Consider the following 13,154-nt stretch of genomic DNA (forward strand, 5'->3'; position numbering starts at 1 on the left):
CGCGTTCATCGGGCGAAGGCCGGGGTGAGGAGGCCGAGGCGGCGATAGGCCAAGAGGGCGAGCACGGCGCCGCGGCCGGCGGTGACGAGGGAAGCCGCCAGCGCCGCCCCGGCGAGGCCCAGCAGCGGCACCAGCGCCAGGGTGAGGAGCACCGCCACGGCGAGGAGCCCGATGGTCACGGCCGCGCAGGCGCGCTCGCCGCCCAGCATCGTCAGCAAATCCTCCGCCGGCCCGCAGGCGGCGGCGAGCCCGTGGCCGGCCACCAGCATGGCGAGCAGCGGCAGGGCGGCGCGGAAATCGGGCCCGAACAGGCCGAGCAGCAGCGGCCCCGCCCCGACCACGCCGAGCCCGGTCGCGAGCGTCGCCAGCAGCGTCAGCCGCGACCAGCGCCGCACCAGGGCCTCGAGCCCGGGCCGGTCGCCCCGGGCTTGCGCCTCCGCGAAGCGCTGCGCGGTGACCGAGGAGGCGGCGTACTGGACGAAGACCACGAATTGCAGCAGCCGCGTCGCCGCGAAATAGGCCCCGACCTCCGCGGGCGGCAGCAGGAAGCCGAGCACCAGCACGTCGACGAAGTTGAAGCCGGAGCCGGCGAGATCGATCAGCGCCATCGGCAGCGCGGCCCGCAGCCACTCGCCGCACGGATAGAGTGCCCGGCCCGGCCGCCGCTCGGCCCACAGGCGCCCCGCGAGAAGGCCCGCCTGGACCGCCAGCGACAGGGCGGTGGCGGCGAGCGTGCAGGCGACCGCGATCCCGGCTTCCGCCGGGGCGCCGAACCCGACCGCGGCGAGCATCAGCGCCATGATCAGGCCCTGGCGCAGGAGGTACGGGGGCACGACGGCGAGCAGCGTCCAGTTGCGGCCCCGCGCCACGCCCTCGCAGAAATCCTGGAGCGCGAAGAGCGGCAGAACCAGCGCGGCGACCAGAACCGGCGCCCGGTAGGCCTCCGCCACGAGGCCGGGCCGGAGCCAGAGCGTGCCGGCGCCGGCCGCCGCCAGGACCGAGGCGGCGGCGAGCGAGAAGACCGCGCCGAAGACGAGGAAGCCGCGCTCCGGCCCGGCGGCGCCCTGCGCCCGGTAGGTCGGCAGGAAGCGGCAGGCGGCCTGGGACAGGCCCCAGGTCGAGGCGTGGCCGAGCAAAGCGGTCCAGACCCAGATCGTGGCGAAGATCCCGTATTCCTCGCCGCCCATCAGCCGGGCCATGAGCACCTGGGCCACGAAGGCGCAGGCCGCCGCGGCGATCCGCACGCCGAACACCGCGAGCGCGGTGCCGGCACTGCCGCCGGCCTCCGCCTCGCCGAGAGATGCCCCGGCCGCCATTCCGCCGCTCCGAACCGCGCCGCGCGAGCCTTCTGCTTAGCGGGCCGGGCTTGCGGGCGGGTTAAGCCCGCCGCGCGAAACGCTCGGTTGCATGCCGCCGGCTCAGGGCGTGCGGCAGGCGAAGCTCTCGGCGCGGTCGGGCTCGCCGCCCAGGTAGCGGGACTCCTGCGGGAACGGGCAGAGCGGGCGCGTGCGGCCCGGGAAGGCGGTGCCGCGGGCGATGAGCCGGTCGGGGGCCTCGCCCCGTTCGACCCAGGATTCGATCGCGCTCAGGGGATCGAAGTCGTCCAGCGCCGGCCCGCCGCCGCAATGGGTCATGCCCGGCACCAGGAAGAGCCGCGCCGCGGCCGCCAGGTCCTGCGCGCCGCCGTTGTGGCGGGCGAGGTCCTGCCAGTGGTCGACGAGGTCGCGGGCGGAGAAGACCGGGTCGGCGACGCCCTGGTAGACGAGGAGCCGCCCGCCGCGGGCCGTGAAGGTCGACAGGAAGGTGCCGGTCGCGTCGTTGAGCGCGGCGGTCTCGGCGATGCGCGGGGTGTCGCGGTCGACGTCGAAGCGCAGCGCGTCGAAGCCCGGATCGGGCGGGGTGAGGAAGTAGTTCGCGATCGCGGCCGGCCCGAGGGTGACGTTGCGGGCGTCGGGCGTGGCGGTCCGCGAGGTGCCGAGCTTCCAGGCCCGCCAGCCCGGCGCCGCGATTCCCGGATCCCAGGCGAAGGAGGCGTAGACCGGACGCCCCTGCCCGTCCCGGGCGCCCCCGAAGGCGCGGCGCAGGGCCTCGACCTGTGCGGGCTTCAGGCAGGTCGCGGTCTTCTCCCCCGGGCAGGCGAGGCCGGCCGGATCGAAGCGGCAGGCGGAGACCGCCTCGACCGACCCGTCGGCGAGGCCGTCGGCGGCGTCGCAGGCCTTCAAGACCGCGTCGGCCACGAGGGTCAGGTCGGCGGGGCTCAACGCCTCGGCCAGGATCGGCCGGCCCTCCGGGTCCTTCGGAGCGGCGGCGAGGAAGCTCCTCGTGTCCCAGATCTGAGCGAGGGCCGCCCGGCTCAGGCGGAAGGCCGGGGCGCCGGCGACGATGCCGTCGAAGGCGGTGGGAAAGCGCGTCGCCGCCATCAGGGCCGAGCGGCCGCCGTTGGAGCAGCCCATGAAGTAGGCCTTGGCCGGGGGCCGGCCGTAGCGGGCCGCGACCAGGGCCTTGGCCTCCCGCGTCACGGTGCCGACCGCCCCGTAGGCGAAGTCGATCCGCGCCTGCTGGTCGAGGCCGAAGGCGGCGTCGGCGTTGTCGCGGCCGCGATGGCCGGAATCGGTCGAGACCACGGCGTAGCCCCTGAGCAGGGCCGGCGCCACCGTCGCTCCCGAGACCGGGATCGCGCCCAACGCCTCGCCGACCACCCCGTCGAGCCCGCCGCCGCCCTGGAACAGGAAGCGGCCGTTCCAGGCGTCCGGCAGGCGCAGCTGGAAGCCGGTGCCGTAGGGTACGCCCCGGGCGCCGGTGCGCGGGTCGATCGTGCCCTCGACGAGGCAGTGGGCCGGCAGCGCCGCCTTCGCCCGCGCGGCGCCGGTGAGCGCGGCACGGGCCGGGTTGTCGGCCGGCAGGGTGCCGGCGGGCACCGCCTCGGCCCGGTCGATGCGCAGGTCCGGGCGGGTGAGCCCGGCGAGGTCGCCGCAGGCGAGCGGCCCGGCGAGCGCCGGCCCGGACAGACATGTGGCGAGGACCAGGATGGGCCGGAGGACCGGCCGACGCGGTTGCGCCCTCCGCTTGACGTCACGTCCCATCGGCAACCCCCAGCCCCGGAGATCCGCCGGGCCGTCGCGCGCCCGGCCCGGCTTCGCGTCCGCCACTCGGCCCGGACGGGTCGAGCCCGTCAAGCGCGGCCGGGGCAATTCGTCGGGTGGAACGCTGCGGCAGGATGCCGGCCCCCCTGTCGCCGGTTGCCGGCCGGGCGCATCATCGCCGGAGACAAGGACCAGGGAGAGAATCGCCATGCCGGACCGTGCCGCGCCGCACCCCGACCGTCGGGCCCTGCTCGTTTCCGGTGCCGCGCTCGCCGGTGCCGCCTTGTCGGGTCTCGGCCTCTCGGGACTGGCCGCGGCCGCGGAGACGCCCGCCCCTCCTGCCGGCCCCCTCTCCGACCTGCCGTTGGTGCCGCCGCGCACGGAGTTCGTCTACGAGGCCGTGGTCGAGATCGCCCCGCTGGTCTCCCTCGGCGACTCGCCGCTCGGCGAGCGCCGGATCGTGCCGATCACCGGCGGGCGCTTCCAGGGTCCGCGGATCCGCGGCACGGTGCTGCCCGGCGGTGCGGATCGGCAGCTCGTGCGCAAGGACGGCGTCCGGCGCCTCGACGCCCTCTACGAGATGCAGGCCGAGGACGGGGCGATCCTGACCGTCCGCAACCAGGTCCTGATCGATCCCGGCCGCGACGGCGCGCCGGACTACCGGTTCTCCACCATCGAGGTGTGACGGCGCCCGAGAGGCCGCATGCCTGGCTCGACCGGCTGGTGCTCGTCGGCAACCCTGCACAGCCTGCGCCCGGCCCGGGCCGCGGTGCTGGTGCGGGCGTTCCGGCTGGCGTGAGACGTGGTATCCTCGCCGAGGATGTACGGGAGCGCCCGCCATGCGCGCCGCCGAGACGCGTGACCCTCCGATGAGCCTCGACGGCTTCCTGGCCTTCCTCGCCGAGCGGCCGGCCGGAGAGCGCTGGGAGCTGGCCGATGGGGTGCCGCTGATGAACGCCCAGCCGACGCGGCGGCACGACTGGATCCAGACCAATATCCTGGAGGCCCTTCGCCAGCACTGGCGCCGTCAAGCCTGTTCCTGGCGTCCCTCCGGTCCGAGCCAGGTGCCGGTGCCGGGCGAGGCCCGCACCGTGGCACCCGATATCCTCGTCGCTCCCGACGACGGCCGCGACGATCTCTGCGTGACGCCCTCGCCGCTCGTCGTGTTCGAGATCCTGTCGCGCAGCGACACCCCGCGGCGCCAGGCCTCGAAGCTCGCCGCCTACGCCGCCGTCGCCTCGATCCAGAGCGTCGTGCTGGTGCGCCAGGACCGGCGTGCGGTGACGGTGCATCGCCGGAACCCAGCGGGCGGCCTGTTGCCCGCCGCCTGCATGGACACGGTCGACCTGCCGGAGATCGGCGTCACGCTGACGCTCGCCGCGATCTATGAATTCACGCCGCTCGCCTAGCGGCGGCCCGCCGTCACGGGCGAGGGCGCCGTCCACTCCCATATCTCGAACCTCTGGCACGAGCCCGAACAAGCTATTGGACAGGAGGTCACCGCGCCCCCATGATCCCGCCCGTGGCCAGGCCCCCGACGCCATTTCCAGAGGGGCCGGCCCGCGTCGGAAGTCAGGGAGGAAGGCATGGCCGGGACGGGTCGTGACGGTGTCGTCACGCGGCGCGAGGCGCTGATCGGAGCGGGCGCGGCGGGAGCGAGCCTGCTGATGCCGGGCCGCAGCGCCTGGGCGCAGGGCGCGGCGAAGCCCGCCGAGATCAAGGTCGGCATCGCCACCTACCTGTCGGGTCCGGCCAGCGTCTTCGGCGTGCCCGGCCGCCAGACCGCCGAGATGCTGTTCGACGAGATCAACGCGGCCGGCGGGATCGCCGGGGTGAAGGTGCGGCCGATCTTCGTCGACGAGGGCCCGGGCGTCGACCATGTTGTCGGCGAGTACCGCCGCCTCGTCCAGTCGGAGGGCGTGCACCTGATCTTCGCGGCGATCTCGTCGGCGGACTGCATCGCCTGCGCGCCGCTCTCCGACGAATTGAAGCGCCCGACGCTCTTGTGGGATTGCGGCACCCAGCGCATCTTCGAGGACAACCGCTACTCGTACGCCTTCCGCACCCAGGCCAACGCCACGCCGGAGATCCTGGCCGCGCTCCTCTACCTCCTGAAGGTCAAGCCCGACTTCAAGTCGATCGCGGTGATCAACCAGGACTATGCCTGGGGCCGCGATTCCTGGGACATCTTCCGCACCGCCATGAACACCCTGAAGCCCGGGGTGAAGGTTGCGGCCGAGCTGTTTCCCCGCTTCGGCGCCACCGACTTCTCGACCGAGATCACCCGCGTGCTGGCGTTGCGGCCCGACGTGGTGCTGTCGACCTCCTGGGGCGGCGACCTCGACGCGCTGATCCGCCAAGCCTCGGACCGTAAGCTGTTCGAGCGCGCGACCTTCGTGATGCCGCTCGCCGAATCCTCGCTCCAGCGGGTCGGCAAGGCGCTGCCGGCCGGCCACATCGTCGGCGCGCGCGGCGACCACTGGTTCCTGCACCCCTCCCCGGCCGATCCGGAGCGGCTGAAGCGCTTCAGCGACACCTACAAGGCCAAGTACAATTCCTGGCCGATCTATCCGTGCTTCCACATGGCCCAGGCCGTCTCGGCGATGAAGGCCGGCATCGAGAAGGCGGTGGCGGCGAAGGGCGGCGGCTGGCCGACCGATGCGGAACTGGCCTCCGCCTTCAAGGGCCTCGAATTCCCCTCGCCGACCGCGAGCGTGCGGATCCGCGAGGACGGCCAGGGCCTCGAGAACCAGCTCATCGGCACCACCCTGCACTCCGACAAGTACCCGTTCCCGGTGCTCACGGACATGATCGTCTTCCCGGCCGAGTCGGTGACGACGCCGGTCGGGCAGAAGAGTGCCGACTGGCTGAAGACGCTGACCCCCGACATGGTGGCCAAGCTCCCGCAGGCGCAGGCCTTCAAGAGCTGATGGCCTGGTTGTCGGAGAACGGGATCCTCGTCGGGCTCGCCCTGCTCGACGGGCTCTCCTACGCCGCCGCCGTCTTCATGGTGGCGGTGGGGCTGAACCTGGTGTTCGGCGTGCTGCGGGTGCTCAACGTCGCCCATGGCAGCCTCTACGCCATCGGCGGCTACGCGGCAGCCTCCATCGGGCTGTTCGCTGCCTCGCTGGGCGCGCCGCCCTGGCTCGGCCTGCCGATCCTGCTCGCCGCGGCGGTGCTGGTCGGCGTGGTGCTCGGGCCGGTGATCGAGCGGCTGCTCTTGCGCCGGATGCAGGACCGCGAGCCGGTCCTGCAGCTCCTCGTCACCTTCGCGCTGTTCATGATCCTGGAGGACCTGCAGAAGCTGGTCTGGGGCGTGCAGCCGGTGGTGTTCGACGCGCCGCTGAAATGGCTCGGCACCGTCGACGTGCCGTTCGGCCAGGACGCGATCCCGTTCACCGCCTACCAGCTCTACGTGCTGCCGGGTGTGGCCCTCGCGACGCTGGCCATCCTGGCTTACGTGCTGCGCTACACGCTGACCGGCCGCATGGTCGTGGCGGTCACGGTCGACCGCGAGGCGGCCCGGGCCATGGGGATCGACGCCGCCAGGGTGACGATGCTGACCTTCACGGTCGGCGCCGCGCTCGCGGCGCTCGGCGGTGCGCTCGCCGCCCCCACCGTCTCGCTGGTGCCGGGCGTCGGCGCCTCGACCATCGTGCTCTCCTTCGCGGTGGTGGCGACGGCGGGCCTCGGCCAGATCGAGGGGGCGGCGGTCGCCGCCCTCCTCATCGGCCTCGGCCGGTCCTTCGCGGTCTATGTCGCGCCGGAATTCGAGGTGGTGGTGCCCTACGCCATCATGGTGGCGGTGCTGCTGTTTCGGCCCCAAGGCCTGTTCGGCGTGGCGGAGACCCGGCGGATATGACCTGCCATTCCTTGCACGGAGGCGCCGCGCGATGACCCGCCGCTCCGAAACGATTCTCGCGCTCTCCGGCGCCGTGCTGATCCTCGCCCTCGCCTATGCGGTGCCGTGGCTGCGCTTCGTGCTCACCATCGCGCTCGCCAAGGGGCTCGCCGTGCTCGGCATCCTGCTCCTGCTGCGGGCCGGCCAGGTCAGCTTCGGCCACGCGCTCTACCTCGCGCTCGCCGCCTACACGGTGGCGTTCGGCGCGGTTCTCGTGCCGGAGGCCCTGCTGCTGCTCCCGGCCGCCGCTGTGCTCGCCGGGATCGTCGGCCTGCTGATCGGGCTCTTCGTGGTGCGCTACCGCGAGATCTTCTTCGGCATGCTCAATCTCGCGCTCAGCATGGTGTTCTACTCGGTGCTGGAAAAGTTCTACGCGCTCACCCACGGCGCCGACGGCATCCGGCTCCCGCCGGTGACGGTCCTCGGGCAGCCGCTCGCCGGCGAGACGGGCGAGTGGACGGTGCTGGGCATCGCCCTGGTGCTCACGCTTGCCTGCGGCGGCCTCGTGCGGGTGGCGCTCGCCTCGCCGCTCGGGGAGGCGCTCGCCGGCATCAAGACCCGGGAGACCCGGCTCGACTTCATGGGCGTGTCCCCGAAGCGCGTGCTGCTCGCGGCCTACGTGGCGTCGGCCGTGATGGCGGGCTTCGCCGGCGCGATCATCGCGCTCACCACCCGGCACGTCACCCCGGCACTCAGCTACTGGACCACCTCGGGCGAGCTCGTCTTCATCGCGATCCTCGGCGGGGCCGGCAGCGTGCTGGGGCCGTTCCTGGGGGCGGCGGCCTACGAGCTGACCCGGGTCTACGCGGCGGCGACCTTCGCCAATGCCTGGCAGCTGGTGCTGGGCCTCGTGCTGCTGGCCGTCATCGTGTTCGCGCCGGGCGGCATCTGGGGCATGATCACGAGCCGAAGGAGGGCCGCATGACCGCGCTTCTCTCGGCAAAGGGTCTGCGCCTCGCCTTCGGCGGGCTCAAGGCGGCGGACGGGATCGACCTCGACGTCGAGGCCGGCGAGTTCCTGGCGATCATCGGCCCGAACGGCGCGGGTAAGACCACCTTCATCAACATGACGACCGGCTACCTCAAGCCGCAAGGGGGGACGATCGCCTTCGAGGGCAAGCCGATCCTCGGCCTGTCGCCGCGGCGCATCGTCGGGCTCGGGGTCGCGCGCAGCTTCCAGCTGCCCCAGCTCTTCACCGAGCACACCGTGCTCCAGAACGTGGCCCTCGCGGTCGCGTCCCGCGAGGGCGTGTGGTCGGTGCTGAACCCGCTCTTGCGCCCGCGCTTCCGCGACGAGGCGGCGGAGCTGATCGCGCGCTTCGGGCTGACCCGCATCACCGACGTGCGGGCCGACGCCCTCAACGAGGGCGCGCGCAAGCTCGTCGACATCGCCATGGCGGTGGCGCTCCGGCCCCGCCTCCTCCTGATGGACGAGCCGACGAGCGGCGTCGCCGCGGCGGAAAAAATGGCCATCGTCGAGACCCTGGTGCGGGTCCTGCGCGAGGCGGGTGTGACGGCGGTCTTCGTGGAGCACGACATGGAGGTGGTCGGGCGCTTCGCCGACCGGGTCGCCGTCTGGGGCCAGGGCAAGATCGCGGCGCTCGGGTCCCCGTCCCGGATCCTCAACGATCCGGAGGTGCAGCGTACGGTGATCGGCATCGCACCGAACGGAGGCGCCCATGCTGCGGCTTGAGGGAGCGGCGGTGGAGATCGCGGGCGCCCCCGTGCTCCGCGGCGTCTCGCTCGCCGTGCCGCCGGGCGGGCGCGTGGCGCTGATCGGCCGCAACGGCGCCGGCAAGACCACGACGCTGCGCGCCCTGATGGGGCTCCGGCCCCTCCAGGCCGGCCGGCTCGTCCTCGACGGGCAGGAGGCCGGTGCCGTGCCGGCGCATCACCGTGCGCGGCTCGGCATCGGCTACGCGCCGGAGGAGCGCAAGCTGTTCGGCAGCTTCACGGTGCAGGACAATCTGCTGCTGCCGGCCCAGGTGCTCAAACTACCCAAGGCGGAAGTCTCGCGGCGGCTGGATTCCGTCTACGCGCTCCTGCCGGAACTCAAGGATTTCGCGCCGCGCAAGGCGGCGGGCCTGTCGGGCGGCCAGGGCAAGATGGTGGCGCTCGGCCGCGCCCTGATGGTCGGCACCCGCGCGGTGCTCCTCGACGAGCCGTTCCAGGGCCTCGCCCCGGCGCTCGCCCTTCGCTACGCCGAGGCCCTGGCGCGCCTGCGCGCCGCGCTCCCCGACGTCGCGATCCTGATCACCGAGAGCAGCCCGGACCTGCTGCGGGCGCTCGTCGACACCACCATCCAGATCGAGCGCGGCGAGATCTCGGCCGCGTAACGCAAGGAGATTTTTTCAATGAGGCTCAACGGCAAGGTCGCGATCGTCACCGGCGCCGGCGGCGGCTTCGGCGAGGGCATCGCCAAGCGCTACGCCGCGGAGGGCGCCAAGGTCGCGGTGCTCGACCTGCGGGGCGATGCCGCCGAGCGGGTGGCGGCCGAGATCGGCGAATCCGCCATCGCCATCGCGGCGGATGTCGGCAGCGCCGCGGATGTCGCGGCGGCGGTCGCGCGCACCACCGAGGCCTTCGGCACGCCCCACATCCTGGTCAACAACGCCGGCACCACCCACCGCAACCAGCCGCTGATGGAGGTCGACGAGGAGGCCTTCGACCGGGTCTTCCGGGTCAACGTGAAGTCGATCTTCCACTTCGTCCGGGCGCTGGCGCCCGCGATGCGCGACAATGGCGGCGGCGTGATCCTGAACGTCGGCTCGACCGCCGGCATCCGGCCCCGTCCCGGCCTGACCTGGTACAACGCCTCGAAGGGGGCGGTGAACCTGATGTCGAAGTCGCTGGCCGTCGAGCTGGCGCCGTGGAAGATCCGCGTCAACGCGCTCTGCCCGGTGATGGGCGAGACCGGCCTGCTGGAGGCTTTCATGGGCGTGCCCGACACGCCGGAGAACCGGGCGAAGTTCGTCGCGACGATCCCGCTGGGGCGGATGTCGCGGGCGTCCGACATCGCCAACGTGGCGTTGTTCCTGGCCTCCGACGAGGCGGAGTTCATCACGGGCGTGGAGATGCCGATCGACGGGGGGCGGACGGTGTGACGTGACCGAACCCGCGCCTTCCGTCCGGGGGGCGCGGTCGAGCCGCTGCGGCGATCTCGGAAGCCCCTTGCGGAGGGGCACTGTCGTCCGATGCCGGCCGCGCTTCTCCCATTCCGGTGTCTTGATGCGTTCGCGCTCACCCGTGGTCCGGCCGGACGGCATCGTCGCGCTCGGAGTGGTGCGCCGGCATCTCCGACGTCGCACCTGAGCTGCCGAACGATGGGATCTCCCGGCCTTGCGAACCGTCTTCGTTGCGCGGCTGCGCTCCCGCCGCACCATGCGCCTTGACGAGAAACGGGTCTCTCTGCTGCGCCATCCCTCGATCCTCGTTCAGCCGGGAGCCTCCGGGACACCCTGAGCGGTTTCCTCTCCCCCGGCGTCGCTCTCCACCCTGGAGTTTGCGAAAAATTCAGACTAATGCGGCACTGAACGATGAGGACAAAAGTGCTTGCTTCATGGCCCTGCGCATCGACCTCAAACCGCACGAACGGCTGATTATCGGCGACGTCTCGATCCGCAACGGCAGTCGCCGTGCATCCCTGACCTTCGAGACGAAGGCAAAATTTCTTCGTGAAAAAGATATTTTGACGGAAAGCCAGGCCAAGACGGCCTGTGAGAGATTGTATGTCATCCTCCAGGCGATCTATCTCACTGAAAAGGATCTGATGATCGAGAACGAGTTCATAGCTCATGCGAACGAGATCATGAACAGCGTTCCGACCATGGGTCTGTATATCGCCGAAATCCACAAAAAGATCGAGGATGGTGATTACTATCAGGCGCTCAAGGTTGGTCAGGATCTCATGAATTACGAGAAATACCTGACGAAACTGGTCGAATAGCAGCCTTCCGTCGGCAGATTCTCCTAGAGACGGCGTATCCGGGGCCATGCGGGGCGGCGCCGTTTCCACGCGCCACAGCGAAGCCGACCTGCCTGAGGTGGCACGCGACCGAACGTCCGATCGGGTTCTACCGCTCGCGCCCGTCGGACGCAGTTCCCGCGCTGCCGGATCGACATCGACCGCTCCGCGCCGTGGCCGGGTCCCGGCGATGTCGATCGCGGGCGGGCGAGCACCGGGCGCCGCCTCGACCGGCGATAAGCCCGATCCGGCGGTATGAGGCCGTCCGGCTGCCAGTCCGGCCCCCGACGACGCGGATCTCGCTTCGCCGCCGACGATGCGGCACGATCGAGGACCGAGCGTGGTCGCCGTTGCCGGGTCACGCCCGCCACACGACGGGACGGCGGACGCGAGTCGGACCGAGCATGCCCTCTCGTGAGCGCTCTCCCCGCCCCGGATCTCCGCCCGCCCTGGCGTTGGTTGTCCGATGCCGGGGCGCCTCGTGGTGGAACGTCCGCCGACCGTCGCGCCACTTGGCCGCTGTCATGATGCTGGCGACCGACGTCGCTTTGGTGCGCCCCCTCTCCCTCCACGCCGAGCGGCGTCGATCACCGCGCATCCGCCGATCGGCCTCGGGGTACGACACGGATTTGCGACTGGATTAGCCCATCGGATATAATTCTCCGAGACAGATCCGGCGACCCCTGAATCGGCCGAAAGAGTAAACGTGCGTGCCGGACGTCGCCCCGGACAGAGGCCATGGCCCGCCTGCATTCGTGTGGAACACGGTTCATCCAGGCGAACGTCTGCGCCGGTCGAGTCCGGACTGCATGGACGATCTCTCTCATCATGCTGCGAGGGGGCAGATCTTGCTCCCGGCCTATGCATCGATGCTGTGCATCGATGCATAGGCCGGGCGACGAAGGATGGTCGACACGTCGATTTGTCACAGATAAAATCGGTTTTTTATATTTAAAATAGATATCGATATAAATTATATCGAATTGCATTTTGTAATTAATCTGATATTTTCATATTATATATAAAGATATACAATATAAAATGGCAAGACAGGCAAAAGATAGCGATAATTTTTGCCGGCTTAATGCGATGACCTCTCGGTTCATGTCTATCGGGCGACGGGATCGTGATTGCGGTAATCCCGATAGACAGCAAGCGATATATTCCTCGCGGGAGTTCTGCCGGAATCCACGTCAGCCAGCGTTCGAGCCACCGATGAAACGGCGCGGGGATGGCGGAGGGAACGTTTCATTAATCATTAACGGCGTACAACGTCGCAAGTGGCTTGACGAAGTGGAAATGGACCGATGGCTGTGGCGCTTTCCTCGGGTATCCGCGATACCCTGGTGACCATCCAGCAGACCGTTGCAGAGGCAACCATCTCGCAGACGCGGCTGGCGACCGGTAAGAAGGTCAACTCCGCTCTCGACAACCCGTTGAACTACTTCGCCGCCGCGACGCTCGATCAGCGCGCCGGCGACCTCTCCGGCCTGCAGGACAACATGCAGCAGGCCGTGCGCACGATCACGGCCGCGAGCACCGGCATCGATGGCATGACCAAGCTGCTCCAGACGGCGCAGGGCCTTGCCAACTCGGCCGCCGCGGAGAGCGACCAGACCCGCCGCGCCACCCTCGCCACCCAGTTCAACACCGTGTTGAGCCAGGTCGACGAGCTGATGAAGAACTCGGGCTACAACGGCACCAACCTGCTCAACGGCGACAAGCTCTCGCTGTCCTTCGACCCCAAGTCGACGACCTCGACCATGGTCATCCAGTCCTCGACCGGCTCGGTGGGCGTCGCCGGCTCGCTCGGCCTGACCGCCTCGCGTCTCGGCGTGGCGACGGCGGCCAACTCGACCTGGACCAACGGCGCCAGCGACACGATCGGCGACGCGGGCATCAAGACGACCCTGACGCAGCTCAGCACCGCGATCGCGACGCTGCGGATCGAGGCCAGCGGCCTCGGCTCGACCCAGACCATCGTGTCGGCGCGCCAGGCCTTCACGACCTCAATGATCAACACGCTGAAGGGCGGCTCGGGCGACCTGACGCTGGCCGACCTGAACGAGGAAGGCGCCAAGCTGAGCTCGCTCAACACCCGCGGCCAGCTCGCCCAGACCGCCCTGTCGCTCGCCACCCAGCGCGACCAGCAGGTCATGCAGCTCCTGAAGTAAGAGCGACGCCGTAACCCGACGTCTTCGCACACC

The 13,154-nt window shown here is 70.6% G+C and carries 13 protein-coding genes; 10 read left to right on the forward strand and 3 right to left on the reverse strand.

All coding sequences use genetic code 11. The features are described from left to right. Window positions 1–5: 5 nt before the first annotated feature. Both miv_RS24540 and miv_RS24545 read right to left on the reverse strand, forming a co-directional pair. Window positions 6–1,316: a lipopolysaccharide biosynthesis protein gene (locus tag miv_RS24540; protein ID WP_207179420.1), complete on the reverse strand. Its 1,311-nt coding sequence runs from the start codon at window positions 1,314–1,316 to the stop codon at window positions 6–8. A gap of 102 nt (window positions 1,317–1,418) precedes the next feature. Beyond that, window positions 1,419–3,083 (reverse strand): tannase/feruloyl esterase family alpha/beta hydrolase, encoded by a 1,665-nt coding sequence (locus miv_RS24545; RefSeq protein WP_207179426.1) that lies wholly within the window; start codon window positions 3,081–3,083, stop codon window positions 1,419–1,421. 208 nt (window positions 3,084–3,291) lie between these two features. Between miv_RS24545 and miv_RS24550 the strand changes: the two genes are divergently transcribed. The 8 genes from miv_RS24550 (at window position 3,292) to miv_RS24585 (ending at window position 10,087) form a co-directional block, all read left to right on the forward strand. Next, window positions 3,292–3,768 carry a DUF3237 domain-containing protein gene (locus miv_RS24550; RefSeq protein ID WP_207179427.1) on the forward strand — a complete coding sequence of 159 codons (477 nt, stop codon included), beginning with the start codon at window positions 3,292–3,294 and terminating at the stop codon, window positions 3,766–3,768. A 154-nt stretch (window positions 3,769–3,922) separates the two neighbouring features. Next, a complete protein-coding gene (locus miv_RS24555; protein WP_207179428.1) occupies window positions 3,923–4,492 on the forward strand; it encodes a Uma2 family endonuclease in 570 nt (189 codons plus the stop codon). Between the two features lie 177 nt (window positions 4,493–4,669). Beyond that, on the forward strand, window positions 4,670–6,013 hold the full coding sequence (locus miv_RS24560; RefSeq protein WP_207179429.1) for an ABC transporter substrate-binding protein: 1,344 nt from the start codon (window positions 4,670–4,672) through the stop codon (window positions 6,011–6,013). Then, window positions 6,013–6,945 (forward strand): branched-chain amino acid ABC transporter permease, encoded by a 933-nt coding sequence (locus miv_RS24565; protein WP_207179430.1) that lies wholly within the window; start codon window positions 6,013–6,015, stop codon window positions 6,943–6,945. Before miv_RS24560 ends, miv_RS24565 begins: the two co-directional genes overlap by 1 nt. Window positions 6,946–6,976: 31 nt before the next feature. After that, a complete protein-coding gene (locus miv_RS24570; protein WP_207179431.1) occupies window positions 6,977–7,909 on the forward strand; it encodes a branched-chain amino acid ABC transporter permease in 933 nt (310 codons plus the stop codon). Then, window positions 7,906–8,676: an ABC transporter ATP-binding protein gene (locus tag miv_RS24575; protein ID WP_207179432.1), complete on the forward strand. Its 771-nt coding sequence runs from the start codon at window positions 7,906–7,908 to the stop codon at window positions 8,674–8,676. Before miv_RS24570 ends, miv_RS24575 begins: the two co-directional genes overlap by 4 nt. After that, window positions 8,663–9,319 (forward strand): ABC transporter ATP-binding protein, encoded by a 657-nt coding sequence (locus tag miv_RS24580; RefSeq protein ID WP_207179440.1) that lies wholly within the window; start codon window positions 8,663–8,665, stop codon window positions 9,317–9,319. The genes miv_RS24575 and miv_RS24580 overlap by 14 nt, the downstream gene beginning before the upstream one ends. 18 nt (window positions 9,320–9,337) lie before the next feature. Further along, window positions 9,338–10,087, forward strand: a complete 750-nt coding sequence (locus miv_RS24585; RefSeq protein ID WP_048427981.1) for an SDR family oxidoreductase — start codon at window positions 9,338–9,340, stop codon at window positions 10,085–10,087. A 136-nt stretch (window positions 10,088–10,223) separates the two neighbouring features. On the opposite strand, the gene miv_RS24590 is transcribed toward miv_RS24585, so the two are convergent. Further along, window positions 10,224–10,403 (reverse strand): hypothetical protein, encoded by a 180-nt coding sequence (locus tag miv_RS24590; RefSeq protein WP_048427982.1) that lies wholly within the window; start codon window positions 10,401–10,403, stop codon window positions 10,224–10,226. 139 nt (window positions 10,404–10,542) lie between these two features. On the opposite strand from miv_RS24590, the gene miv_RS24595 reads away from it, so the two are divergent. Continuing rightward, window positions 10,543–10,929 carry a flagellar biosynthesis repressor FlbT gene (locus miv_RS24595; protein WP_048427983.1) on the forward strand — a complete coding sequence of 129 codons (387 nt, stop codon included), beginning with the start codon at window positions 10,543–10,545 and terminating at the stop codon, window positions 10,927–10,929. 1,325 nt (window positions 10,930–12,254) lie between these two features. Next, entirely contained in the window at window positions 12,255–13,121 is an 867-nt protein-coding gene (locus miv_RS24600; protein WP_048461534.1) for a flagellin N-terminal helical domain-containing protein, read from the forward strand. Window positions 13,122–13,154: the final 33 nt, after the last annotated feature.

The sequence above is a fragment of the Methylobacterium indicum genome (assembly GCF_017347565.1).
Lineage (GTDB): Bacteria > Pseudomonadota > Alphaproteobacteria > Rhizobiales > Beijerinckiaceae > Methylobacterium > Methylobacterium indicum.

Coding starts and splice junctions, on each gene's coding strand:
- miv_RS24540 (WP_207179420.1), bottom strand. CDS start 1,316: ATGGCGGCCGGGGCATCTCTCGGCGAGGCGGAGGCCGGCGGCAGTGCC.
- miv_RS24545 (WP_207179426.1), bottom strand. CDS start 3,083: ATGGGACGTGACGTCAAGCGGAGGGCGCAACCGCGTCGGCCGGTCCTC.
- miv_RS24550 (WP_207179427.1), top strand. CDS start 3,292: ATGCCGGACCGTGCCGCGCCGCACCCCGACCGTCGGGCCCTGCTCGTT.
- miv_RS24555 (WP_207179428.1), top strand. CDS start 3,923: ATGCGCGCCGCCGAGACGCGTGACCCTCCGATGAGCCTCGACGGCTTC.
- miv_RS24560 (WP_207179429.1), top strand. CDS start 4,670: ATGGCCGGGACGGGTCGTGACGGTGTCGTCACGCGGCGCGAGGCGCTG.
- miv_RS24565 (WP_207179430.1), top strand. CDS start 6,013: ATGGCCTGGTTGTCGGAGAACGGGATCCTCGTCGGGCTCGCCCTGCTC.
- miv_RS24570 (WP_207179431.1), top strand. CDS start 6,977: ATGACCCGCCGCTCCGAAACGATTCTCGCGCTCTCCGGCGCCGTGCTG.
- miv_RS24575 (WP_207179432.1), top strand. CDS start 7,906: ATGACCGCGCTTCTCTCGGCAAAGGGTCTGCGCCTCGCCTTCGGCGGG.
- miv_RS24580 (WP_207179440.1), top strand. CDS start 8,663: ATGCTGCGGCTTGAGGGAGCGGCGGTGGAGATCGCGGGCGCCCCCGTG.
- miv_RS24585 (WP_048427981.1), top strand. CDS start 9,338: ATGAGGCTCAACGGCAAGGTCGCGATCGTCACCGGCGCCGGCGGCGGC.
- miv_RS24590 (WP_048427982.1), bottom strand. CDS start 10,403: ATGGCGCAGCAGAGAGACCCGTTTCTCGTCAAGGCGCATGGTGCGGCG.
- miv_RS24595 (WP_048427983.1), top strand. CDS start 10,543: ATGGCCCTGCGCATCGACCTCAAACCGCACGAACGGCTGATTATCGGC.
- miv_RS24600 (WP_048461534.1), top strand. CDS start 12,255: ATGGCTGTGGCGCTTTCCTCGGGTATCCGCGATACCCTGGTGACCATC.